A 23,491-nucleotide genomic window follows, 5' to 3' on the forward strand; every position below is an offset into this window, starting at 1 on the left:
CTCTATATAAGGGGGTAGAGTTAGAAAGGGTTTATAGGGATAGTGTACAAGTTGGACAATCTAAAATTAGATAACGTTTAATTCAACAGCGATGTTTCCACGTGTTGCACGAGAGTAAGGACATACATTGTGAGCTTCTTCTACCAGTTTAGTAGCTACTTCACGATCTACACCTTTAACCAAAACATCCATTTTTACAGCTAGCGCAAATCCGCCATCTTCAGCTTTACCAAACATTACAGTAGCGTTTACTTCTGTACCTTCGTGTTTGATTTTTTGCATACGAGCAACCATATTTAGAGCACTATCAAAACAAGCAGAATAACCTGCTGCAAATAATTGTTCAGGGTTAGTACCAGCACCGCCAGCGCCACCCATTTCTTTTGGTGTTGCAATATCTAAACGAAGTTCAGGACTAGAAGATTCAATATAACCTGCACGTCCGCCGACTGCTTTTACTGTAGTTTCATACATTTTTTGTTGAATTGTTAACATGAATAACTCCACCTTTTCGAACGATTTATTTTACAAAATTAAATTTAACACAATTAATATGAAAAGTAAAATATTTTTCGCTATATTTATGTAAATCAGTAGATTTTATGATATAATCATACGTATAAAGTAGATTTCGCACACTCTTGTTCGTCACTAATTTTGTCGTTTTGGGTAAATATTAGATAAGAATATTTATATTTCATATTAATTATAGGTAGGTGATATAGCATGACTACAGAATCAAATGAGTATCCACACCCGCAGTTAAAGCTTGAAAATCAACTTTGTTTTGCTATTTATGCTTCTTCTCGTGAGATGACTAAAATGTATCAGCCATTGCTAGATCGTTTGGGAGTAACTTATTCTCAATATTTAGTGATGATTGTTTTATGGGAGAAACAAGAATGTACAGTTAAAGAATTAGGAAATGCATTGTATTTGGATTCAGGTACATTGACTCCATTACTTAAACGTCTGGAAGCAGCAGGCTTAATTATTCGTAAGCGTTCTACAGAAGATGAGCGTAAAGTGCATATTACATTGACTGAAGCTGGTCAAAATTTGCAAGAAGAAGCAGTTAACATTCCGAATGATGTTTTAACCGGAACATGTATGAATACGAAGAAGCTAGAAGAATTATTAGGTGAATTTAAACAGCTACTTCATAACATTCACCAAACGAATGTCGAAATGGCGAATAACAAGTCTTAATAGATACAAAATACGTGTATCTTGTGCAATAGAATAAAGCTTTAAAATCAGCCCTTTTATCGAAATTTGGTAAAAGGGTGTTTATTTTTTTACTTTGATAGCGTATACATGATATATTAAGTAAGAGCTAGCTTACTCAAGATAACTTCCAGTAAATGGAGTAAATTGGCGAAATTTTTAAGGAAAGCGTTTTAAAAACATGTTACAATATTGAAGGTTATTGATTTGCCGGGTGATGTTGCCGGAATGCATTCATGTTGATAGGAGGATTTATTGAATGAATATCCATGAATATCAGGGAAAACAAGTACTTAAACAGTACGGAGTAGTAGTACCGGAAGGTAAAGTTGCTTTCACGGTAGAAGAAGCTGTAGAAGCAGCTCAGTCACTGGGCAGCCCAGTGTGTGTTGTCAAAGCTCAAATTCACGCTGGTGGCCGAGGTAAAGCTGGCGGAGTTAAAGTAGCTAAAAGTCTAGATGAAGTACGTACGTATGCTCAAGAAATTTTGGGTAAAGTGCTTGTAACGCATCAGACAGGACCTGAAGGAAAAGAAGTAAAACGACTTCTAATCGAAGAAGGCTGTGATATTCAAAAAGAATATTACATAGGCGTTGTTATCGATCGTGCTACAGGTAGAGTCGTCATGATGGCTTCTGAAGAAGGCGGCACTGAGATTGAAGAAGTCGCTGAAAAAACACCTGAAAAGATTTTCCGTGAAACTGTAGATCCAGCTATTGGTCTACAAATGTTCCAAGCTCGCAAACTAGCATATGCAATCAATATTCCTACTAAGCAAGTGAACAAAGCAGCTAAGTTTATGACTGCCTTGTATACTGCTTTTATCGAAAAAGATTGCTCAATTGCAGAAATCAATCCGCTGGTTGTAACAGGCGATGGTGAAGTAATTGCTTTGGATGCGAAATTGAACTTTGATTCTAATGCGATCTTTAGACATCCTGATATTCTTGAACTTCGTGATCTGGATGAAGAAGATGCAAAAGAAATTGAAGCTTCTAAATACGATCTAAGTTATATCGCTCTTGATGGTAACATCGGTTGTATGGTCAACGGTGCAGGTTTAGCGATGGCTACAATGGATATTATCAAATATTATGGCGGCGAACCGGCTAACTTCCTTGACGTAGGGGGCGGTGCAACAACGGAGAAAGTAACAGAAGCTTTCAAAATTATTTTGTCCGATAGTAGTGTAAAAGGTATTTTCATTAATATATTTGGTGGTATTATGCGTTGCGATGTTATTGCTAACGGGGTAGTTGAAGCTGCCAAACAAATCGGTCTGGATCGTCCTTTAGTTGTAAGACTTGAAGGTACGAACGTAGATTTAGGTAAACAAATTCTCGCTGAATCAGGGCTAAACATCGTTGCCGCGGATTCTATGGCGGACGGAGCACAGAAGATCGTAGCTCTCGTATAAAATCCAGGACCTAAATTAAGTGATAGGAGCTGTGTCTAAACAATGAGTATTTTGGTAGATAAGCATACAAAAGTCATCACTCAGGGTATCACCGGGGCAACAGGACTCTTTCATACTAAGGGTGCGCTAGATTACGGTACTCAAATGGTAGGCGGCGTAACACCTGGTAAAGGTGGAACTGATGTTGAGATTACACTCGAAGATGGCAAAACTGTAAAATTGCCAGTCTTTAATACAGTTGTAGAAGCTAAACAAAAAACTGGTGCTACAGCAAGTGTTATCTATGTACCTCCTGCATTTGCAGCTGATTCTATTCTTGAAGCAATCGATGCTGAACTAGATCTGGTTATCTGTATTACAGAAGGTATTCCAGTATTGGATATGGTCAAAGTATCCCGTTATCTAGAAGGCAAAAAAACAGTTCTTATCGGACCTAACTGCCCGGGTGTGATTACACCAGGTGAGTGTAAAATTGGTATTATGCCAGGTTACATTCACAAGCCAGGTTATGTAGGTGTTGTATCACGTAGTGGTACATTAACGTATGAAGCTGTTCATCAATTGTCTACTCGTGGAATTGGTCAATCGTCTGCAGTAGGTATCGGTGGAGATCCAGTAAAAGGTTCAGAATTTATTGATATTCTGAAATTATTTAACGAAGATCCTAATACACGTGCTGTTATCATGATCGGTGAGATCGGTGGTACAGCAGAAGAAGAAGCTGCAGAGTGGATTGAAGCGAATATGACGAAGCCTGTTGTAGGCTTTATCGGCGGCGCAACAGCTCCTCCAGGCAAACGTATGGGACATGCAGGCGCAATCATTTCCGGTGGTAAAGGTACTGCTGCTGAAAAAATTGCTAAATTAGAATCTTGCGGTATTAAAGTAGCACCTACTCCTTCTGAAATGGGTTCAACACTTGTTGAAGTTTTAGAAGAAAAAGGTCTTTTAAGTGAGTGTACTACGCACTAAAAAGGACTTTAATCTATCGGTATAGACTTTTAATGGCCTGTTCTTTATAATGGGTGTAATTAGATAGTGACAGACGTATAAGGTAAGCAACCTTTGTATTCTCTTGAGGAGACAAAGGTTGCTTTTTTTGCGTTCTTTTTCGTTTATTTTGAAAAAAGAGATCGAAATAATGGAAGAAAATACCTAAAAATGAAGTAAACGCTTGCAAAATAGTTAGGTTTACGATTAAATGGAGAAGGATGATTTGTTCCTGCTCCTGAAAAGGAGATTATATTATGAATGAGAAATTAGTATGGCTTGGACTATGTGAAGCTTCTGGAATAGGTTGGAAAAGAATGAGCGATATATTACAGAACCATGTAGATCTGCGCGAACTGCCGGAATGGGATGCCGGAAGCTGGCGTGGATTAGGCATGCCTGAAAAAGTTGCTCAATCTTTACCACAGCAGTTACAACCGGAATATCTGATGTCCAAAATGAAGAAGTATAAAGATCAAGGGATTCATATTATTACTATGCTAGATGAAGAGTATCCTACTTTAATGAAGGAAACTTTTCAACCACCCTGGATCTTATATGCTAAAGGAAGATTAGAATTATTATCGAGCTTCTGTATAGGCATGGTTGGAACAAGGGTTCCGACAGCTTATGGTCGTAAAGTTGGTGAGTTACTTGCTGGTGAAATGGCAGAACGTGGTGTTACGATAGTAAGCGGGATGGCTCGAGGAATAGATAGTGTCTGTCACGATGCAGCGCTTAGAGTAAATGGATCAACGATCGCAGTACTAGGTACAGCTATTGATATGATTTATCCAGCGGAAAATCGTTCACTGTATCATCGAATAGCAGATCAAGGATTGATTTTGTCCGAGTATCCAATAGGAACCAAATCTTCGCCAGGTCTATTTCCACAGCGTAATCGAATTATATCGGGGCTTTCCTATGGCTCTGTTGTTGTCGAAGCAGATGCTAGAAGTGGATCGTTAATTACAGCCGATTTTGCGATGGAACAGAATCGTGATGTATTTGCTGTACCGGGTCCGATCACTTCTCCCAAAAGTCAGGGTACACTTTCTTTACTCAAACAAGGAGCCATTCTAGTTACATGTACAGAAGATATAATGAAGGAATATGATTCAAGTTTAATTAAACGGTGTGATAATCCGTACGAAATGAAAGAAAATTCCAGCGAAATTAGTGACTCCAATGCTTCAATTTCACCCTTTTCTCAAAAATTCGATTTGACAACAGACGAAAAAACGATATACCTTATATTGGAGCAGGGTGATGCAACAATCGATGAACTTCATGTTCAATCGAATTTTGATTTTGGACTTTTGCATACGGTTCTGTTATCTTTAATCATAAAAAAACAGATCAGTCAACGCTCTGGCGCGTTATATACCTTAATATAAATCATATAAAAGATAAAATGAAAGGGGGACGAACCTAATGGCAGATACACTTGTTATTGTAGAATCACCAGCGAAAGCGAAAACAATCGGTAAGTACCTGGGCAGTAAGTATATTGTGAAAGCATCCATGGGACACGTTCGAGATTTGCCGAAAAGCCAAATCGGTGTTGATGTAGAGCATAATTTTGATCCTAGATATATCACTATTCGTGGCAAAGGCTCTATCCTCAAAGAATTAAAAGATGCCCGTAAAAAAGTAAAAAAAGTCTATCTCGCAGCCGATCCGGATCGCGAAGGTGAAGCAATTGCTTGGCACTTAGCCCATGCGCTTGATGTTGGCGAATCCGAAATGTGTAGAGTTGTTTTTAACGAAATCACCAAACAAGCAGTCAAAGATGCTTTCAAAACACCACGCCAAATTAATATGGATCTTGTTAACGCACAACAAGCGCGTCGTATATTAGATCGCTTGGTGGGTTATAAAATCAGTCCATTGTTATGGAAAAAAGTAAAAAAAGGTTTGTCCGCAGGTCGTGTACAATCTGTAGCTGTTAAAATTATTATTGATCGTGAAAATGAAATCTCTGATTTCGTAGCTGAAGAGTACTGGAGTATTACAGCGAAGTTAACGATCAATGATACTACGTTCGAAGCCAAGTTCAACAAATTGAACGGTGAGAAAAAAGACCTTCATAATGAAGAAGAAGTTAAAGAAATTTTGGCGGCTATTGGAGATTCTTCTTTTGAAGTCACCAATGTAAAAGAGCGTGAGCGTTTGCGTCATCCTTCAGCTCCATTTACTACATCTTCTTTACAACAAGAAGCCGCTCGTAAATTGAATTTCCGTGCAGCAAAAACAATGTCTGTAGCTCAGCAGTTGTATGAAGGTATTGATCTAGGCAAAGAAGGTACTGTTGGTCTTATTACTTACATGCGTACAGATTCTACTCGTATCGCTGCATCAGCACAAGAAGAAGTGAAAGAGTTTATTTTAGAAAAATACGGTAAAGAGTTTGTTCCTGATGAACCACGCCAATATTCTAAAAAAGCTGCTAATTCTCAAGATGCGCATGAAGCGATCCGTCCTACGTCTGCTGTACGTGATCCAGATTCTCTCAAACCATTAATGAGTCGTGATCAATTCCGTCTTTATAAATTGATTTGGGAACGGTTTGCGGCAAGTCAAATGTCTTCCGCAGTATTGGATACATTATCTGTTGATATTGCAGCAGGTCCTACTACTTTTCGTGCGGTAGGTTCCAAAGTACGTTTTCAAGGATTTATGAAATTATATGTTGAAGGCAATGATGATGGTAAAGAAGAAGGCGACAAATTTTTACCACCACTTGCTCAAGGCGATCAACTTCAAAAAGAAGAGATTGAACCCAAACAGCATTTCACTCAACCGCCGCCACGCTATACAGAGGCACGTCTAGTAAAAACGTTAGAAGAGTTAGGGATAGGACGACCAAGTACGTATGCACCTACACTCGAAACGATTCAAAAACGTGGTTATGTCGCGATTGAAGAAAAGAAATTTATGCCGACAGAACTGGGCGAATTGGTTATTCAGCAGATGGAAGAATTTTTCCCTGAAATATTAAATGCTGAATTTACAGCGAATATGGAACAGAACTTGGACCATGTGGAAGATGGGGAAGAAGACTGGGTTCACGTATTAAGTGAATTTTACGAATCTTTTGAAAAACGCTTAGAATTTGCTGAAGAAGAAATGAAAGAAATTGAGATCGAAGACGAAGTGTCTGACGAGCTGTGTGACAAATGTGGATTACCAATGGTTTATAAATTAGGACGCTTTGGTAAATTCCTGGCATGTTCTGGTTTCCCAGATTGTCGTAACACCAAACCGATTATTAAAGATATCGGAGTTACTTGTCCAACATGTAAAGAAGGACATGTCGTTGAACGCCGTAGTAAAAAGGGTCGGGTATTTTACGGTTGCGATCGTTATCCTGATTGTGATTTTGTATCATGGGATCGTCCATCACCTAAACCTTGTCCAGTCTGTGAATCAATGATGGTCGAAAAACGTAACAAACAAGGTGTGAAGTTGCAATGTACTCATTGTGATCATACCGAAATGGTGGAAGAACCAGAAGATGAGGCATTAGAGGTGGATTAACGTTTCCTTTCTACAAAATAGGATTTTGAGACTTTTTCACGTATAATACGTATCATTAAATACAGTGTGGATCTTTTGGATCCACGTTACCTATCATAACTTGTATCTTGTTTATTCAAACAGGGTGCAAGTTATAACTATTTAGATTAAGTGCATTATGCAGGAGGTTTTTTATTGTGTCAGATATTCAAAAAGTAACGGTTATTGGAGCAGGTCTTGCAGGTAGTGAAGCAGCCTGGCAAATCGCAAGTCAAGGTGTACCTGTTACCTTATACGAAATGCGTCCTGTGGTAAAAACACCAGCGCATCATACAAATCAATTTGCAGAGTTGGTATGTAGTAACTCTTTACGTTCCAATACGTTAGCGAATGCAGTAGGCGTAATGAAAGAAGAAATGCGTATGCTGAATTCGTTAGTTCTTGGAGCAGCAGATCGTCATGCCGTTCCAGCCGGTGGAGCACTTGCTGTAGATCGTGATGGATTCTCTGGTGAGATTACGTCTACACTACACAACCATCCCTTGGTGACTGTAGTTAATGAAGAATTACAACAAATTCCTACAGACGGTATTGTAGTTATTGCGACAGGCCCTTTAACATCACCTGCATTGTCGCAACAAATTCAATCACTTTTGGGTGAAGAATATTTCTATTTCTATGATGCAGCAGCTCCTATTGTAGAAAAAGATTCAATTGATATGAATAAAGTTTATTTAGCTTCGCGTTATGATAAAGGTGAAGCCGCTTACCTGAACTGCCCGATGAACGAAGAAGAGTTCAATGCGTTTTATGAAGCACTAATCGAAGCAGAAACGGCTCAATTAAAAGATTTTGAAAAAGAAATCTATTTTGAAGGTTGTATGCCTATCGAAGTGATGATGAAGCGTGGTAGACAAACAGCTTTATTTGGACCGATGAAACCAGTAGGTTTGGTTAATCCTCATACAGGTGAATTGCCTTATGCGGTTGTTCAATTGCGTCAAGATAATGCAGCAGGTACTCTTTATAATCTAGTCGGGTTCCAAACGCATTTGAAATGGGGCGAGCAACGTCGTGTATTTTCTATGATTCCTGGTCTTGAAAATGCAGAGTACGTTCGTTTTGGTGTGATGCATCGTAATACGTTTATCAATTCTCCTAAGCTGTTAGAAGATACATATCAGCTTAAAAATGATCATCGTATTTTCTTTGCCGGACAGATGACAGGTGTAGAAGGATATGTAGAATCTGCCGCATCTGGTTTGATTGCTGGTATGAATGCTGCACGTCTAGCTAAAGGGCAAGAATTGCTTCATTTACCTTTGGAGAGTACACTAGGAAGTATGGCTCACTATATTACACATGCTGATCCAGATCATTTCCAACCGATGAATGCCAATTTTGGTCTATTACCTAAACCAGAAAAACGTATTCGTAATAAAAAAGAAAAAAATGAAATGCTGGCAAATCAGGCTTTAGAAAGTATTAAAACTTTTTTTGAGCTAGAGCAAACAGAAGTTACACAATAATTCACGTTTGATTATGTAGAGGAGGGGAAGTATAAATGGATCTCTCATTTCACGCTACAACGATATGTGCTGTTCGTCACAATGGTAAAGCAGCTATAGCTGGTGATGGTCAAGTCACATTCGGACAAAATGTTATTATGAAGCAACATGCTAAAAAAATACGTCGCCTCTATCGTGGACAAGTATTAGCTGGATTTGCTGGTTCGGTAGCTGATGCGATTACGTTATTTGAAAAGTTTGAAGCAAAGCTTGAAGAGCATCATGGTAATTTGCAACGTGCTGCAGTAGAGCTTGCTAAAGAATGGCGTTCTGATCGTGTACTTCGCAAATTAGAAGCTTTATTGATTGTTATGGATCAAAGCGGAATTTTGTTAATCTCTGGTGGCGGAGAAATTATCGAACCGGATGACGATGTTATTGCGATCGGTTCTGGAGGTAATTTTGCTTTGTCTGCTGCACGTGCACTTAAACGTCATGGTAAAGATTTAGAAGCAAAAGACATTGTCGAAGCTTCACTGCATATCGCTGCGGAAATTTGTGTATATACGAATGATAATATTATTGTAGAAGAATTGTAAGATGGACCGGTGCTACTGCGTACTTTAGTAACAGGTGCGATAAGCACCGGTTTTTATATAATCGTTATACTGTTTAATCACTATAGTTACTATCAGTTCACTACTTTTATCGATATGGAGGTAAGATCATGACAACCACTGCTTTGACCCCTAGAGAAATAGTTACCGAATTGGATAAGTATATTGTTGGACAAAAAAATGCCAAGAAATCGGTTGCAGTTGCACTTCGTAATCGTTATCGCCGTAGTCTTTTGCCTGAAAATATGCAGGATGAGATTGTACCAAAAAATATTTTGATGATCGGGCCAACAGGTGTAGGTAAAACAGAGATTGCCCGTAGGCTCGCGAAGCTCGTTCATGCTCCGTTTATCAAAGTAGAAGCAACGAAGTTTACTGAAGTAGGTTATGTTGGGCGAGATGTAGAATCTATGGTGCGTGATCTTGTAGAAACAGCTATTCGTATGGTCAAATTGGAACGTACTGAAAAAGTAAAAGATCAAGCAGAAGAAATGGCAAATGAACGTATTGTCGAAATTTTAGTGCCTTCTGGCTTTAAAAACAAATCACAACGTAATCCGCTTGAAATGCTATTTGGTAATCAAAATCAAACGGAAGAACCTCAGACTAATTTTGAGCAAGATGGTTCGATTCAAGATAAAAGACGCAGAGTGCGTTTTGATCTATTAGCAGGCAAATTAGAAAATGATGTGATTGAAGTAGAAGTAGAAGATTCTATGCCTTCTTTGATGGATATGTTTGCAGGTCAGGGCAACGATCAAATGGGGATGAATATGCAAGAAATGTTAGGTAGCTTTTTACCTAAAAAAACAAAAAAACGTAAACTTCCGATTAAAGATGCTCGCAAAATATTAACACAGCAAGAAGCGAACAAATTGATGGATATGGACGATGTGAATCAAGAGTCACTACGTCGCGCAGAACAAACAGGTATTATTTTTATCGATGAGATAGATAAAGTAACCAGTTCTGGACGTGGTACAGGCCCTGATGTTTCTAGAGAAGGGGTACAACGTGATATCCTTCCGATTGTAGAAGGTTCTACGATTATGACGAAGTATGGCCCGGTCAAAACAGATTATATTTTATTTATAGCAGCCGGTGCTTTCCATACGTCTAAGCCTTCTGATCTGATTCCAGAATTGCAAGGTCGCTTCCCAATTCGGGTAGAACTGGATAGTTTGACATTAGAGGACTTTGTAAATATTTTGACAGAGCCTGAAAATGCATTAACAAAACAATATGTCTATCTTTTACGTTCGGAAAATATAGAATTGGAATTTTCTAATGAAGCTATTCGAGAAATCGCTTCGATCGCAGCGGCAGTTAATCAGAACACTGAGAATATCGGTGCACGTCGTTTGCATACGATTTTAGAAAAACTGTTAGAAGATTTATCTTTTGAAGCGCCAGAATTGACGTTAGAGAAAATGATTATTACACCTCAATATGTACAAGAAAAATTACGTGAGATTGCTCAAAACAGAGATTTAAGTCAATATATTTTGTGATGAGCTACGTCTCTAGCACCTGTACTAGTCGATAAAGACCGAAATTGAATAGGAAATCATCTTTTTAGGAAAAAGGTGGGGTACTGTTTCTCAAAGTTCCCCGCCTTTTTCCTATATTTTCGTAGTCGCGAAAGAGGTATGATGAGTACAGAAAGAAAAACGTTGTACAAGTTCTTGTTAGATGATCCGATATAGTAAACAACACGTATATATTATACTAGCCATTTTACAATGAATAAGGTATGATTGATTCATTTTCGCAAACATGCAAATTATTTCTCCTCAGCATGTACTATTCTATAAAAAAGCAAATTTGTCTAAAAATAAATGATTATACGCAAGAAAATTCACAAAATCTTTAAAAATTATTTATCAGTAAGTAATATGCACTAGGCTATATGTCGTGAAAATATAAGTTATGATCATCTATTAACTTATTTGGTTAATTTTTATCATGATACGATGAATGATAAAAGACCTAAAATATTTAAAATTAATATTAGACTTTAAAAGTTAAGTTAGTTAAATTCGTGCATAATCGACAATTATTACATGGTTTTATTGTTCTCAAATGGTATTTTCTTCATGTAATTTGGAAGAATATTTTTAAAACAAGACAAAAAGACTCAGTTTTTGTCAAAAGATAGGGCTTTATTCTCATTGTGTTATGACCAATTCTCTAGGAAACTTATGTTATAAGATTTTAGGAAGAATGACGCACAAAGAGCTATAAACTGAGAATGAGTTTTGTGATGATTTTGTCGAAAAAAAAAGAATTATGATAAAAATATGGAATTTACTTTCCAGAACAGCATGGATATTGAAAGGAGTGATGTCAATGAACCTTTTAAATGATGTTGGATTTAAAAGATTAGAAGGAGCAATGGGTGCTGCTACACTTCGACAACAAGTAATTTCAAACAATATAGCAAATGCAGATACCCCTTATTTTAAAAGATCAGATGTTTCTTTTGAAAATATGCTTCAAAGCCAAATGGATGATTCTCAAATGCCATTTAGTGGTAAAGTTGAAGATAAAAGACATTTCCAAATTGGTAATACTAACTCTGTTCCGCAAGCAATGGTCACTAGTAATCAAAGTACAGTCATGAACAACAACTTAAACAATGTTGACATGGATGTAGAAATGAGTAACCTTGCTGAAAACCAACTTCGTTACAATGCTTACATCGAACAAATTAACCATCAGATTAAAATGATGCGAACCGCTATTCAAGGAGGAAGCTAATCCATGAGAATTAGTAGCAGTTTTGATATTAGTGCTTCTGCGTTAACAGCACAACGACTTCGAATGGATGTTGTCTCCTCCAATATTGCGAATGCAGAGACAACAAGAGCACAAGTCGTTAATGGTGAAGCTGTTCCTTACCGTCGTAAAGAAGTTGTGTTATCGACAAACAAACCATCTTTCGCAGATACACTTGATTCCGCAATGAATGGAAGCCGCAACGGGATTAACGGTGTTAAAGCTTCAGCCATTCAAGAAGATCCAGAACCTTTCAAACTTGTATATAATCCGACACATCCAGACGCAGACAAAGATGGCTATGTAAAAATGCCTAACGTCGATAATTTAAAAGAAATGGTGGACATGATATCGGCTTCGCGTTCATATGAAGCTAACGTAACTGCACTTAATGCTTCCAAAGCAATGATTACCAAAGCTTTACAAATTGGTAAATAAACGATCAAAAATGGAAAGGTGGGGTAAATAATGATAGAGAACACAATGTTCAATGCTGCATCCCCTTTGAAGATGACGACGGGAATGACGACACAAGCCAAAGCAACACCTGGTGAAGCAATGGAACAATTTGGTTCTTACTTAGAAGATGCTATGAATCAAGTTGGACAACAGGAGAAAACAGTTCACCAGATGAACGATAAGTTCTTGCTAGGACAAGTAGATGTGGATCAAGTAATGGTCGCCTCTGAGAAATCACTACTTAGTCTACAAATGGTTTCTCAAGTTCGTAACAAAGCGCTTGAAGCTTATCAGGAAATCATGCGTACTCAATTGTAAGTAGCTGTATATGTTCCATAGCATAGTTTCGAGTGGGGTGACATTGTGAATGAAAGAGTTGCCCAGTATAGAGATAAACTTGTCCAATACTGGAAGAATTTTAATAAAAACCAAAAAATATTACTGATCTCAACGCTGGCATTTATTATTATTGCTATTGTTGTACTAACTATTCAATTTTCTAAAGTCCAATATGAAGTAGCATTCCAAAACTTAGATGCTACAGATTCCGCTGCGATTATGGAATACTTAGATGGACAAGGTATTCCTTACCAGTTAAGTAGTGATGGTACAAGCATTTCTGTAGCAAGTGAAAGTGCTGCTAGAGCCAAAGTCGCTGTAGGATCACAAGGATTAATGCAAAACGGAACGATCGGATTTAGCGAATTTAATGCAAGCTCTTCTGCTATTGGTATGACAGATAATGAATTTAACGTGAAATATAATAACGCTTTGAATGGTGAAGTATCGCAATTGCTCAAACAGATGAACGGAGTAAGCAATGCGAAAGTGTTGGTGAATTTACCAGAAGAAAGTCTTTTTGCTAGTACAGAAGACGAAGATACAGGAACAGCATCAGTAGTTATGCAGTTCAAACCAGGATTTCGTGTAACGCAAGAAGCCGTTGATGGTTATTACAATTTAGTAAGTACTGCTGTTCCACATTTACCGATTGCGAATATTACAATCACGAATGGAACAGATGGTAGTGAACTGGTATCTACGGTTAAAGGTGGCGGGCCTTCTGGGTTGGCTGGAGCAGTACAAGAAAACATGGCTTTACAGAAAAAATATGAAGCAGATGTTGAAAATAATGTAAGACAGTTTTTGGGAAGATTGCTAGGACCTGAACGTGTAAATGTACTGGTTGCTTCGAACTTGAATTTTGATCAAAAAAATTCTAAAGAAGATCGTGTAGAGCCTGTAGATGTCGAGAATATGAAAGGTATCGAAATCAGTGCACAGCAGATCCAAGAAAGTAGTACAGGTACTTCTACTCCAGATAGTGGTGTTGCTGGAACAGGAGGTACAGATACTCCAACGTATCCAGGTGGTTCATCATCAGGTAGTAACGAATCCGAAAAATCTCAAAGTACAATCAATTATGATGTAAATAAAATTCATAATGAAATTGTATCTAGTCCTTATTTTGTAAAAGATTTAACAATTAATGTAGCTATTGATCCAGTAGCAGGTCAAACGGTTACGCAACAATCTGATTTGAATAAACAAGTTCAAACCATGCTTGAAAGTATTGTTAGAACTTCGTTATCAGAAAATGGTGTGACCTATGCAGAAAATGATCCTGCTTTAGCTTCTAAAGTAAATGTGTTCTCACAAGCATTCGCCACAGATACAACAGATCAAGGATTTTTTGCTAATAATATGACTTGGATTATTGCAGCAATCGCAGCACTTGTTATCGCGGCTGTTGTGTTTATAATCTTACGTCGTCGCAAACAGCAACAAACAGGAGACTATGAAGAAGATATGCTGTTACCAGTAGTAACTGAGCTTCCTTCGATTAGTTTGGATAACTTGACGAATGATAGTCAGGTACGTAAGCAACTTGAATCACTTGCCAAAAAGAAACCAGATGAATTTGTTAACTTATTACGTACATGGCTTGCTGATGAATAAGAGGTGAATCGATGGCAAAGGGAAGTACTCAGGCGCTTAACGGAAGACAAAAAGCAGCCATATTATTAATCTCACTCGGACCGGAAGTATCGGCTCAAATATTTAAACATCTACGTGATGAAGAAATAGAACAATTAACACTTGAAATTGCTAATGTACGTAAAGTAGAAAGTGCTGAGAAAGATTCAGTCGTTTCTGAATTTCATCAGATTTGCTTAGCTCAAGAATATATTTCTCAAGGCGGTATTAATTACGCTAAAGAAATTTTGGAAAAAGCATTAGGTGAAAACAAAGCTCTTGAAGTGATTAACAGACTAACAGCTACATTACAAGTAAGACCGTTCGATTTTGCTCGTAAAGCTGATCCTAGTCAGATTTTGAATTTTATTCAAAATGAAAATCCACAAACCATTGCTTTGGTACTTTCTTATCTACAATTTGAACAAGCGGCTGCTATTCTTTCTTCGCTACCTCAGGAAAAACAAGCTGAAGTAGCGAGAAGAGTGGCGATGATGGATAGTACATCACCGGAAGTTATCTCGCAAATTGAACGTGTATTGGAGCAGAAATTATCAGCTACGGTTACACAGGATTATACAAATGCAGGTGGTATCGAATCGATTGTTCAAATCTTGAATGGTGTTGACCGAGGAACAGAAAGAACGATCCTTGATTCACTAGAAATTCAAGATCCTGAACTTGCTGAAGAAATCAAAAAACGGATGTTTGTTTTCGAAGATATTGTCAATATCGACGATCGTTCAATTCAACGGATTGTACGGGATGTCGAGAATGCCGATCTTCAATTGGCACTCAAAGTGGCAAGCGAAGATGTACGCGAATCGGTATTCAAAAATATGTCCAAACGTATGGCTGAAACATTCAAAGAAGAAATGGAATTTATGGGGCCTGTCCGCTTGAAAGATGTAGAAGAAGCACAGACTCGTATAGTTGGAATTATTAGAAGACTTGAAGAGTCAGGTGAAATTATCATAGCACGCGGTGGAGGAGATGATATCATTGTCTAATTTGATCAAATCATCCCAATATATTCCGGTAGAAGTGCTTAAAAAGCTCGATTTCAGCCGTGATTATTACAAGCAATCTGATGGAGCTACTCAAGACACTTATACGGTTTCTCATCCACATGCTTATGATCAACCTCATGTGGATGAACATACCGTTCGTTTAAAAGAAGAAATGCTGACGGATGCCAAAGAATTTGCAGAACGTCAAGTACGTGAAGCAGCAGAAGAAGCAGAACGTATCCTCCAAAATGCTCAAGAAACGATAGCAGCTTGGTGGGAAGAACGTCGCCAGCAAGATGAACATTTGATTGAAGCGATCAAAGTACAAGCTTTTCAAGAAGGCTTTGAAGAAGGTCGAGAACGTGTAGAAGCAGAAATGCAAATTCATATGAGTGAAGTTATGCAAGAAGCACAAACAGTTCTTGGTCAAGCTTATGAAGCAAAAGAACAAATTATTCAAGAAGCAGAACCTTTTTTAGTTAATCTAAGTTGCGGTATAGCTGAAAAAGTAATCAATAAAAAGCTTGAAGAACAACAAGATTATGTAATTGATCTCATCAAAAGAACACTAGCTCGTAAACGCGAACAAGGTGTTATCACATTATGTATTAGTCCTAGTCAATTTGATTTTGTACATGCTGCTAGAGAAGAGTTAACACTGTCAATCGATTCTCAAGCAGAACTTCAAATCTTACCGGATTCGACGGTAACCGATCGCGGATGTGTCATTCGGTCAGCATTTGGTAGTGTAGATGCTCGTATTGATACTCAACTAAGCGAAATTAAAAAAGAATTGGTTCGCTTAGCGCTTCATGACGAAGAGCGGGGGAATAGTAATGCAGGATCTTAATTCTTCAAGGTATTTAGAATATCTCAAACAACTTGATCCAGTTCGTATTAATGGCAAGGTCACTCAAGTAATTGGATTAATGGTTGAGTCTGAAGGGCCGGACGCAAGTATTGGTGATGTGTGTTACATCTATCCAACCAAAGGTATTGCTCCTTTAAGAGCAGAAGTTGTTGGCTTTCGAGATAATAAAGTGCTATTGATGCCACTCGGTGAATTACAATCGATTGGCCCTGGATGCGATGTTGTAGGTACAGGTAAACCACTTACTGTTCAAGTAGGTTCAGAACTACTAGGTAAAGTGCTAGATGGATTGGGTCAACCTTTAGATGGTTCATTGATTCCAGCTAGAATGACTCATTATTCTACATTCAATACACCACCTAATCCACTTTCAAGACCAAGGGTTCAAGATCCTATCAGTATAGGAGTAAGAGCAATAGACGGTCTGCTTACAATAGGCAAAGGTCAACGTGTAGGTATCTTCGCTGGTTCTGGTGTTGGTAAAAGTACGTTAATGGGAATGATTGCTCGTAATACAGAAGCAGATGTGAATGTCATTGCACTTATTGGAGAACGTGGACGCGAAGTACGCGATTTTATCGAACGCGATCTTGGTCCAGAAGGTCTACAACGTTCTGTAGTTATCGTAGCTACATCTGATCAACCTGCACTCATTCGTATCAAAGGTGCTTTGATTGCTACAACGATAGCTGAATATTTCAGAGATCGTGGAATGAATGTGATGTTCATGATGGACTCTGTCACTCGTTATGCTATGGCTCAACGTGAAGTAGGGTTAGCAGTTGGTGAACCACCAGCAATGAGAGGATATACTCCATCTGTATTTGCAGGCTTACCTAAATTGCTAGAACGAGCAGGTACAGGGCCTACAGGCTCTATCACAGCTTTCTATACGGTGTTGGTAGATGGTGATGATATGAACGAACCGATCGCCGATGCAGTCAGAGGTATCTTAGACGGCCATATTGTACTAAACCGTTCTATTGCGAATAAAGGACAGTTCCCAGCTATTGATGTCTTGGCAAGTATTAGCCGGGTTATGAAAGACATTGTAGAAGAAGAACAGACAGATGCAGCAGATAACATGAAACGATTAATGTCTGTTTTTAAAGAATCCGAAGATTTGATTAATATTGGTGCTTATCAAAAAGGATCAAGTCCTGATATTGATGAAGCCATTGAACGTATACAGGATATATGGAGATTTACCAAACAAAAAGTACATGAAAAAACGACACTATCTGGAGCACAAGAACAGATGATTGCCGAATTTGCGAGGAGCTGATAAATTATGAAATTCCAGTATACTTTTCAAAAAGTTGTTGATATTAAATCAAGTGCAAAAAACCAGGCAGAATGGCTCCTATCTTCAGCACTGGGAGAATTACAAGCACAGGAACAAACATTAGATCAACTGCTGGAAGATCAGGGTCGCACGTTGGAAATGATTAATCAGGCAATTGAAAATAGAGCACCTATTTCTGAATTGCAAGATTTACAGCGTTACGTCGTTTATCTAGACCAATGCATATCGCGCAAAATTGTTGATATTCGTGAAGCTCAAGTAGAAGTAGAACACAAAAAACTTCATTTGACTGAAAAAATGGTAGATGAAAAAGTATGGCTACAAGCTAAAGACAAAGCAAAGACTAAATTCAATCATGAATATATGGTTCGTGAACAAAACGATCTTGATGAAATGGCTACAGTACGGTATGTAATGAACTCCAAGTAATATATACACCAAACTATACCTGAATGACGCTAATAAGAAATAAGCATGTTGTGATCAAGGAGGTTTACCGTGGCGAAGAAAAGTCCAGAAATGGAAGTAGAAAAGGAATCAGGCGGAATGGGAAGATTCCTTTTTATTGCGACTCCAATTCTGTTTACCCTTGTATTAGTTGGCGTAATTGTTATGTTATTTAACGTAGATTTACGTAATAGTATGTTTAGTACACTAGACAAAATTCCTATAGTGAAAAATTGGGTGCCTTCTGCCGATAAAGATAGTAGTGCTACTGCAAGTACTACTCAATCAGAAAGTGATAGTGCTACAGTAGATAAATTAAAAAAAGAACTTGCTGCTTCCAAAGCAACTCAAGAAGAACAAGCAAAAGAAATTGAGACTCTTAAAAAGAATGCTACAACAAATACGAACGGAACATCGACAACACCGGCAACGACTGGAACCACACCAGCAACTACAGGCACGACAACGGGAACAACAGCTACAGGTACTACGAGTACAGGCACATCAACACTTAATGATTATCAAAAACAAGTTAAAAATGTTGCGAAAATATACTCTAATATGAGTTCTTCCAAAGCAGCAGCAATTTTGCAAAATATGACTACACCTCAACAAGTAGAAATATTAAATGCAATGAATGCGACAGACCAAGCAGGAATTTTGCAAAAAATGGATGCCAAAGTTGCTTCAGTGACTTCGCTAGCTTTGCAAAATGCTACAACAACAGTAGCTCCTACACCAGCTTCATCTACTACGAGTTCTAAATTAGATGATCAAGCATTGGCTCAAACATTTACAAGTATGCCAGCAGCTAGTGCAGCAGATTTATTATTGCAAACAGCTAAAGGTAGCCAGGCGAAAGTATTGAAAGTGTTAAACACAATGGATGACACTACAAGAGCAGGAATTCTTTCTGCGATGTCTACCAAAGATCCAGCAGCAACAGTGAAAATTATTAATCAGCTTATGGCAGGTAATTAATAATGATAAGAACAGTCGGAAGCATTTCCTATTGTATGGCTATAGGGCACAGTTGGGAAGTCTGTCTTATTAACCTTTTCCTTAAAGGAGGTGATAATAAATGAGTATGATACTTCAAAACTTATTAGGCAATGCAGGCGCAACGACGGCAACCAAAGCATCAGGTACGAATGCAGCTTCGGCTCCAGGATTTAATCAAGCTCTTGTGCAAGTAATGGGGACAAACGGTACACCAGCTAATCCATTAGCTCAAACAGCTTCTGGAATTATGGGTACAGCTGCTTCTTTATTAGAAACACTACAGGCGATGATTTCTGGTGGTCAGCAATCTACTGATGTTACAGGTGAGGGTACAGATGGAGAACAAGTTGAAAAAGTAGGTAAACTTCTAGATGACTTGTTAGACAAACTGCAAGATATGGACCAAGCGATTACAACGGATCCTGCTCTTGTTCAATCATTACAAGGTTGGTTAACACAAGTTCAACAAGTTTTATCTGGTTCTTCAGAACAGACTTCTTCTACAGAAGGAACAGAAGCACAAAATGTAACAGATGCTAACGTTTTGAATACAGGTCAGGAAGCGATGAACAATCTAGCGAAAAACCCGGAAACACTTCGCTTTGCAGTTGCAGATGCTGTGACACAAATTGTAGATACTTTACAAGCTGTTAAAAATGGTACACAAGCTGCTAATCCTGAACTTGAACAATTGCTAACAGGATTACAAACAATGTTGCAAAAAGCGAGTACTCAAACACCTGATGCAGTAACAACTTCTGTAAATAATCAAGGAGCTATTATCACAGCACCTAAAGATGAAGCCAAAGCTAATACAGCGGCACAGATCACAGTAGTGGATGAAACGAAAAAAGCTGCTGAACAAGGTGCAGTACAAAGCATTGTTCAAAATGCTGCGAAAGATGCAAGTGGAGATCAAGCTGCAACATCTGATCAATCAGACGAGCAACCTGAACCAGTAGTGATGACTGTAGGACAATTTGCAATGCGTGCTGAAGCTGCTCCAACCGCTAAAGTTGTAGTGCCAACTACTACAGTGAACATTCAGAACTTTCCAGATGAAATGAGTAAATTTATCGTTAACAAATTAGACGTTCAACAAGTTAAAGGAATGTCTGAAGCGACTATCTCTTTAAACCCGGAAAACTTGGGTCAAGTAGATGTCAAAATTACGATACAAAATGGTCAAGTGTTGGCTCAGTTTATTACTGAAAAGCATATGGCTAAAGATATGTTAGATCAGCAAATGTCTCAATTACGTTCAGCACTTCAATCTCAAGGGCTTCAAGTTGAAAAGCTAGAAGTTACACAAAGTTCTTCATTACAATCACAGATGTATAACGGCGGACAAGGATTTGGTTCTAGTGCAGGTCAACAACAATCCGGAAGACGTTCTAACGGAAGAGAAGAACAAAATGACGATGCAATCCTTGCTGTTGAGTTAAATGGTGAATTGAAAGAATGGCGCGAAGAAACAAAAGCAGCTACAGCATCAAGCACTATGAATTACGGTAGTACGTATGTAGCGAAAGCATAAACGAACGGAGGTGAATATAATTGGCAGATGCAATATCAACATCCAACATGTGGCCTAATTATTCAACAGGCAATGTACAAAAAGCAGCATCGACAAGTAAAAGTGAACTAGGTAAAGATCAATTTCTAACTATCTTAGTCGCTCAATTGAAAAACCAAGATCCAATGTCTCCTATGGAAAACACAGAATTTATCGGACAGATGGCTCAGTTCTCCTCACTAGAACAATTGATTAATATCGGTAAAAAAATTGATTCTGTAGGTTCATCTGTAGATAATTCACTCGGAGCTTCTTCACAATTGATCGGTAAAAAAATCACGTGGCCTGAAGAAAAAACCGATAGTGCAACAGGTGAAAAAACAACAACGTATCAATCCGGAGTTGTAGGATCAATCGTTCTCAAAGCTGGCGTGCAATATGCGCAGGTAGGAGAAAATGCGGTTCCGCTTAGTATCATTGCTATGGTAGAAGCAGCAAATGCAACGACTACACCAACCAAAACAGATACAACAACGCCTACACCAGCGACAACAACACCATCAGGCGTAACTGAGACACCAACAGCACCTGTAGAAACAACAACACCAGCTACAACAACTGAACCAGCAGCAACAACGCCTACTACAACTACCGAAGAAACAGCTACTCCATCTTCAGGAGAACAAGCAAGTACGCCTACAGAAGCAACACCGACAACACCAGAACCTGTAACGGATACAACAACACCGGCTAGTGAAGAAGGTTCATCATGAGTGGTCCTATCCAAGTAGGTCAGTTATATCCGACTAATCTCAATTCAGGTCTACTGGGACGTACTAAAAATGTAAACAACGAAAATTCAACATCTGACTTTCAAAATATTTTAGATAACAAATTACTAAAGTTCAGCAATCATGCTTCTAAACGATTAGAGCAGCGAGGAATAGAACTTAGTGCAGATCAGTTAAAAAGTGTAAATCAAGCAATAGATAAAGCCGCTGCCAAAGGTGCTAAAGAGTCACTGATACTCATGCAGAATAGCGTTGCTTTAATAGTGAATGTACCCAATCGGACCGTTGTTACCGCCATGGATGGCAAATCAATGAAAGACAACGTTTTTACTCAAATTGACAGTGCCGTAATTATTTGATTGCTGACTGGACCATCACTGGAAAGTCAGGAGACTGCCGACCGACTGAAGCAGTCTCAACCCACTAATTGAACATCCATAGGAGGAAACACAATGTTAAGATCTTTATATTCAGGAATTTCAGGTATGAAAGGCTTTCAAACAAAATTAGATGTTATTGGTAACAATATTGCCAATGTAAATACAGTAGGTTTCAAACAATCTCGCGTTATGTTCCAGGATATTTTGAGCCAAACAGTCAAAGGAACTTCGGCTCCTACAGATACAGCGGGTGGTGTAAATGCTCAACAAATCGGGTTGGGTTCATCTGTATCTTCTATCGATACTCTTCATTTAGCAGGTAGTGCACAGACAACAAACAACCCTACAGACTTACGTCTAGATGGTGATGGATTCTTCGCTGTTAAATTATCTGAAGATCAAGAAACTCCTTATTTAACGCGCGCAGGGGACTTTCACGTCGATGCTAACCGTAACCTTGTAACTTCTGATGGTGCTTATGTAGTAGATAGTGATGGCGCTCCTGTAGTCGTTGGAGAAGAAGCAACTTCATTCACTATTCAGCAAAATGGTCAATTATTGTATACATTGGCTGATGGTACAACAGCTACTGGGCAGACTTTGGGAGTTGCTAAAGTGACTAACCCTGAAGGTTTGGAAAAAATTGGAGGTAGCTTGTATCGTGTAACACCAAATGCGATCACTGATGGTGCAATCGAATTGACTACAGCTAATAATGCTGAAACAGGTACAGGTTCAATCGTAGCAGGTCAGCTTGAAATGTCTAACGTTGATTTGACAAGTGAATTTACAGAAATGATCGTAGCTCAACGTGGTTTCCAAGCGAACTCTCGTATTATTACAACGTCTGACTCTATTCTTGAAGAAATCGTTAACTTGAAACGATAATTAATTAAAGGTTCGAGAAGGATAGTGCTATCCTTCTCATCCTTTTGCTGTATAAGGACATTTTTTGAGGAGGGGCAAAATGATCCCTGTAACAAGATTGAATGGCTCACCGATGTGGCTTAACTCTCTATTGATCGAGATGATCGAAGAGACACCGGATACGTATGTCACATTAACTACAGGTAAGCGAATTATCGTTTTAGAAAAAGCAGATCAATTAAACAAGCTCATCCACAAATATAATAAAAGTATAGGTACACTGACAGGAACTATTAAAGTGCAGCATATGGAGGAATTATCATGAAGAAGTTACTACCTTGGATCGTTAGCGGGGTATTAGCAGTAGGATTAATCGGTGTGGTCGCATATTTCTTGATGGGGAATATGTTTGGAGAAAAAGAGCCAGTAAGTGCAGCGGCTGCTGCCGCAGCTGAAAAAGAAGCATTATCTAAAATGACTGCTTCTGAAATTGCTGATGTTTCTTCGACAATAGACGATATTAAAACGAACTTGGGTGATCCTTCATATGTAGTCAATATGAGTTTCTCATTCCAACTTCAAGATGCCAAAACAAAAGAAGCTTTTGAATTAATTAAAGACTTGAAAGTGAAGCCATTAATTATCAAAACACTTGCTGATACGAACCCAGATGCTTTGAACGGAGCAAAAGGAAAAGATGCTCTTAATGATAAGTTGCTTAAATTGATCAACAGTTCTCTTCCAGAAGACGGAGGTAAAGTCGTAGATATTGAGATTACTAATTTTATTGTGAGTGCGATTTAATCTTG

At 38.4% G+C, this 23,491-nt stretch carries 24 protein-coding genes; 23 read left to right on the plus strand and 1 reads right to left on the minus strand.

Annotation, left to right across the window (positions count from 1 at the left end):
* Positions 1 to 66: 66 nt before the first annotated feature.
* Positions 67 to 495, minus strand: a complete 429-nt coding sequence (locus PQ456_RS08680) for an organic hydroperoxide resistance protein (RefSeq protein ID WP_204824589.1) — start codon at positions 493 to 495, stop codon at positions 67 to 69.
* A gap of 231 nt (positions 496 to 726) precedes the next feature.
* On the opposite strand from PQ456_RS08680, the gene PQ456_RS08685 reads away from it, so the two are divergent.
* The 23 genes from PQ456_RS08685 to PQ456_RS08795 all read left to right on the plus strand — a co-directional run bounded on the left by PQ456_RS08685 (position 727) and on the right by PQ456_RS08795 (position 23,486).
* Positions 727 to 1,209, plus strand: a complete 483-nt coding sequence (locus PQ456_RS08685; RefSeq protein WP_273615762.1) for a MarR family winged helix-turn-helix transcriptional regulator — start codon at positions 727 to 729, stop codon at positions 1,207 to 1,209.
* Between the two features lie 277 nt (positions 1,210 to 1,486).
* Positions 1,487 to 2,644, plus strand: a complete 1,158-nt coding sequence (gene sucC, locus PQ456_RS08690; RefSeq protein ID WP_273615763.1) for an ADP-forming succinate--CoA ligase subunit beta — start codon at positions 1,487 to 1,489, stop codon at positions 2,642 to 2,644.
* Positions 2,645 to 2,686: 42 nt separating this feature from the next.
* Positions 2,687 to 3,616 (plus strand): succinate--CoA ligase subunit alpha, encoded by a 930-nt coding sequence (sucD, locus tag PQ456_RS08695; protein ID WP_273615764.1) that lies wholly within the window; start codon positions 2,687 to 2,689, stop codon positions 3,614 to 3,616.
* A gap of 275 nt (positions 3,617 to 3,891) precedes the next feature.
* Positions 3,892 to 5,031 (plus strand): DNA-processing protein DprA, encoded by a 1,140-nt coding sequence (gene dprA, locus PQ456_RS08700; protein WP_273615765.1) that lies wholly within the window; start codon positions 3,892 to 3,894, stop codon positions 5,029 to 5,031.
* A 37-nt stretch (positions 5,032 to 5,068) separates the two neighbouring features.
* On the plus strand, positions 5,069 to 7,174 hold the full coding sequence (gene topA / locus PQ456_RS08705) for a type I DNA topoisomerase (RefSeq protein ID WP_273615766.1): 2,106 nt from the start codon (positions 5,069 to 5,071) through the stop codon (positions 7,172 to 7,174).
* Positions 7,175 to 7,350: 176 nt separating this feature from the next.
* Positions 7,351 to 8,682, plus strand: a complete 1,332-nt coding sequence (gene trmFO, locus PQ456_RS08710; protein ID WP_204824584.1) for an FADH(2)-oxidizing methylenetetrahydrofolate--tRNA-(uracil(54)-C(5))-methyltransferase TrmFO — start codon at positions 7,351 to 7,353, stop codon at positions 8,680 to 8,682.
* A 35-nt stretch (positions 8,683 to 8,717) separates the two neighbouring features.
* Positions 8,718 to 9,260: an ATP-dependent protease subunit HslV gene (gene hslV / locus PQ456_RS08715; protein ID WP_204824583.1), complete on the plus strand. Its 543-nt coding sequence runs from the start codon at positions 8,718 to 8,720 to the stop codon at positions 9,258 to 9,260.
* Positions 9,261 to 9,388: 128 nt separating this feature from the next.
* Positions 9,389 to 10,789: an ATP-dependent protease ATPase subunit HslU gene (gene hslU / locus PQ456_RS08720; RefSeq protein ID WP_273615767.1), complete on the plus strand. Its 1,401-nt coding sequence runs from the start codon at positions 9,389 to 9,391 to the stop codon at positions 10,787 to 10,789.
* 838 nt (positions 10,790 to 11,627) lie between these two features.
* Complete coding sequence (gene flgB, locus PQ456_RS08725) at positions 11,628 to 12,038, plus strand: flagellar basal body rod protein FlgB (protein WP_273615768.1); 411 nt, start codon at positions 11,628 to 11,630, stop codon at positions 12,036 to 12,038.
* Between the two features lie 3 nt (positions 12,039 to 12,041).
* A complete protein-coding gene (flgC, locus tag PQ456_RS08730; protein ID WP_069327388.1) occupies positions 12,042 to 12,494 on the plus strand; it encodes a flagellar basal body rod protein FlgC in 453 nt (150 codons plus the stop codon).
* A gap of 30 nt (positions 12,495 to 12,524) precedes the next feature.
* Positions 12,525 to 12,833 carry a flagellar hook-basal body complex protein FliE gene (gene fliE, locus PQ456_RS08735; protein ID WP_069327387.1) on the plus strand — a complete coding sequence of 103 codons (309 nt, stop codon included), beginning with the start codon at positions 12,525 to 12,527 and terminating at the stop codon, positions 12,831 to 12,833.
* 45 nt (positions 12,834 to 12,878) lie between these two features.
* Positions 12,879 to 14,474 (plus strand): flagellar basal-body MS-ring/collar protein FliF, encoded by a 1,596-nt coding sequence (gene fliF, locus PQ456_RS08740; RefSeq protein ID WP_273615769.1) that lies wholly within the window; start codon positions 12,879 to 12,881, stop codon positions 14,472 to 14,474.
* Positions 14,475 to 14,485: 11 nt separating this feature from the next.
* The gene (gene fliG, locus PQ456_RS08745) at positions 14,486 to 15,502 is read left to right on the plus strand and encodes a flagellar motor switch protein FliG (RefSeq protein ID WP_069327385.1); all 1,017 of its coding nucleotides are present in this window, start codon (positions 14,486 to 14,488) and stop codon (positions 15,500 to 15,502) included.
* Positions 15,495 to 16,352: a FliH/SctL family protein gene (locus PQ456_RS08750; RefSeq protein WP_273615770.1), complete on the plus strand. Its 858-nt coding sequence runs from the start codon at positions 15,495 to 15,497 to the stop codon at positions 16,350 to 16,352. Before fliG ends, PQ456_RS08750 begins: the two co-directional genes overlap by 8 nt.
* The gene (fliI, locus tag PQ456_RS08755) at positions 16,339 to 17,658 is read left to right on the plus strand and encodes a flagellar protein export ATPase FliI (protein WP_273615771.1); all 1,320 of its coding nucleotides are present in this window, start codon (positions 16,339 to 16,341) and stop codon (positions 17,656 to 17,658) included. Before PQ456_RS08750 ends, fliI begins: the two co-directional genes overlap by 14 nt.
* Positions 17,659 to 17,664: 6 nt before the next feature.
* A complete protein-coding gene (gene fliJ / locus PQ456_RS08760) occupies positions 17,665 to 18,108 on the plus strand; it encodes a flagellar export protein FliJ (RefSeq protein ID WP_273615772.1) in 444 nt (147 codons plus the stop codon).
* A gap of 69 nt (positions 18,109 to 18,177) precedes the next feature.
* On the plus strand, positions 18,178 to 19,107 hold the full coding sequence (locus PQ456_RS08765) for a magnesium transporter MgtE N-terminal domain-containing protein (protein WP_273615773.1): 930 nt from the start codon (positions 18,178 to 18,180) through the stop codon (positions 19,105 to 19,107).
* A gap of 100 nt (positions 19,108 to 19,207) precedes the next feature.
* Positions 19,208 to 20,665, plus strand: coding sequence for a flagellar hook-length control protein FliK (locus tag PQ456_RS08770; RefSeq protein WP_273615774.1), 1,458 nt, complete (start codon positions 19,208 to 19,210; stop codon positions 20,663 to 20,665).
* 20 nt (positions 20,666 to 20,685) lie between these two features.
* Positions 20,686 to 21,417, plus strand: a complete 732-nt coding sequence (locus PQ456_RS08775) for a flagellar hook capping FlgD N-terminal domain-containing protein (protein WP_069327379.1) — start codon at positions 20,686 to 20,688, stop codon at positions 21,415 to 21,417.
* Positions 21,414 to 21,794 carry a TIGR02530 family flagellar biosynthesis protein gene (locus PQ456_RS08780; RefSeq protein ID WP_069327378.1) on the plus strand — a complete coding sequence of 127 codons (381 nt, stop codon included), beginning with the start codon at positions 21,414 to 21,416 and terminating at the stop codon, positions 21,792 to 21,794. The genes PQ456_RS08775 and PQ456_RS08780 overlap by 4 nt, the downstream gene beginning before the upstream one ends.
* A gap of 93 nt (positions 21,795 to 21,887) precedes the next feature.
* Entirely contained in the window at positions 21,888 to 22,703 is an 816-nt protein-coding gene (gene flgG, locus PQ456_RS08785) for a flagellar basal body rod protein FlgG (protein WP_273615775.1), read from the plus strand.
* Positions 22,704 to 22,782: 79 nt separating this feature from the next.
* Entirely contained in the window at positions 22,783 to 23,007 is a 225-nt protein-coding gene (locus tag PQ456_RS08790; RefSeq protein ID WP_273615776.1) for a flagellar FlbD family protein, read from the plus strand.
* On the plus strand, positions 23,004 to 23,486 hold the full coding sequence (locus PQ456_RS08795) for a flagellar basal body-associated FliL family protein (protein ID WP_204824569.1): 483 nt from the start codon (positions 23,004 to 23,006) through the stop codon (positions 23,484 to 23,486). The genes PQ456_RS08790 and PQ456_RS08795 overlap by 4 nt, the downstream gene beginning before the upstream one ends.
* Positions 23,487 to 23,491 lie beyond the last annotated feature (5 nt).

Source organism: Paenibacillus kyungheensis, from assembly GCF_028606985.1.
Classification (GTDB): Bacteria; Bacillota; Bacilli; order Paenibacillales; family Paenibacillaceae; genus Saccharibacillus; species Saccharibacillus kyungheensis.

Excerpts from the sequence above, each read along its gene's own strand:
- PQ456_RS08680 (WP_204824589.1), bottom strand. The coding sequence starts at position 495 with ATGTTAACAATTCAACAAAAAATGTATGAAACTACAGTAAAAGCAGTC.
- PQ456_RS08685 (WP_273615762.1), top strand. The coding sequence starts at position 727 with ATGACTACAGAATCAAATGAGTATCCACACCCGCAGTTAAAGCTTGAA.
- sucC (WP_273615763.1), top strand. The coding sequence starts at position 1,487 with ATGAATATCCATGAATATCAGGGAAAACAAGTACTTAAACAGTACGGA.
- sucD (WP_273615764.1), top strand. The coding sequence starts at position 2,687 with ATGAGTATTTTGGTAGATAAGCATACAAAAGTCATCACTCAGGGTATC.
- dprA (WP_273615765.1), top strand. The coding sequence starts at position 3,892 with ATGAATGAGAAATTAGTATGGCTTGGACTATGTGAAGCTTCTGGAATA.
- topA (WP_273615766.1), top strand. The coding sequence starts at position 5,069 with ATGGCAGATACACTTGTTATTGTAGAATCACCAGCGAAAGCGAAAACA.
- hslV (WP_204824583.1), top strand. The coding sequence starts at position 8,718 with ATGGATCTCTCATTTCACGCTACAACGATATGTGCTGTTCGTCACAAT.
- hslU (WP_273615767.1), top strand. The coding sequence starts at position 9,389 with ATGACAACCACTGCTTTGACCCCTAGAGAAATAGTTACCGAATTGGAT.
- flgB (WP_273615768.1), top strand. The coding sequence starts at position 11,628 with ATGAACCTTTTAAATGATGTTGGATTTAAAAGATTAGAAGGAGCAATG.
- flgC (WP_069327388.1), top strand. The coding sequence starts at position 12,042 with ATGAGAATTAGTAGCAGTTTTGATATTAGTGCTTCTGCGTTAACAGCA.
- fliE (WP_069327387.1), top strand. The coding sequence starts at position 12,525 with ATGATAGAGAACACAATGTTCAATGCTGCATCCCCTTTGAAGATGACG.
- fliG (WP_069327385.1), top strand. The coding sequence starts at position 14,486 with ATGGCAAAGGGAAGTACTCAGGCGCTTAACGGAAGACAAAAAGCAGCC.
- fliI (WP_273615771.1), top strand. The coding sequence starts at position 16,339 with ATGCAGGATCTTAATTCTTCAAGGTATTTAGAATATCTCAAACAACTT.
- fliJ (WP_273615772.1), top strand. The coding sequence starts at position 17,665 with ATGAAATTCCAGTATACTTTTCAAAAAGTTGTTGATATTAAATCAAGT.
- PQ456_RS08770 (WP_273615774.1), top strand. The coding sequence starts at position 19,208 with ATGAGTATGATACTTCAAAACTTATTAGGCAATGCAGGCGCAACGACG.
- PQ456_RS08780 (WP_069327378.1), top strand. The coding sequence starts at position 21,414 with ATGAGTGGTCCTATCCAAGTAGGTCAGTTATATCCGACTAATCTCAAT.
- flgG (WP_273615775.1), top strand. The coding sequence starts at position 21,888 with ATGTTAAGATCTTTATATTCAGGAATTTCAGGTATGAAAGGCTTTCAA.
- PQ456_RS08790 (WP_273615776.1), top strand. The coding sequence starts at position 22,783 with ATGATCCCTGTAACAAGATTGAATGGCTCACCGATGTGGCTTAACTCT.
- PQ456_RS08795 (WP_204824569.1), top strand. The coding sequence starts at position 23,004 with ATGAAGAAGTTACTACCTTGGATCGTTAGCGGGGTATTAGCAGTAGGA.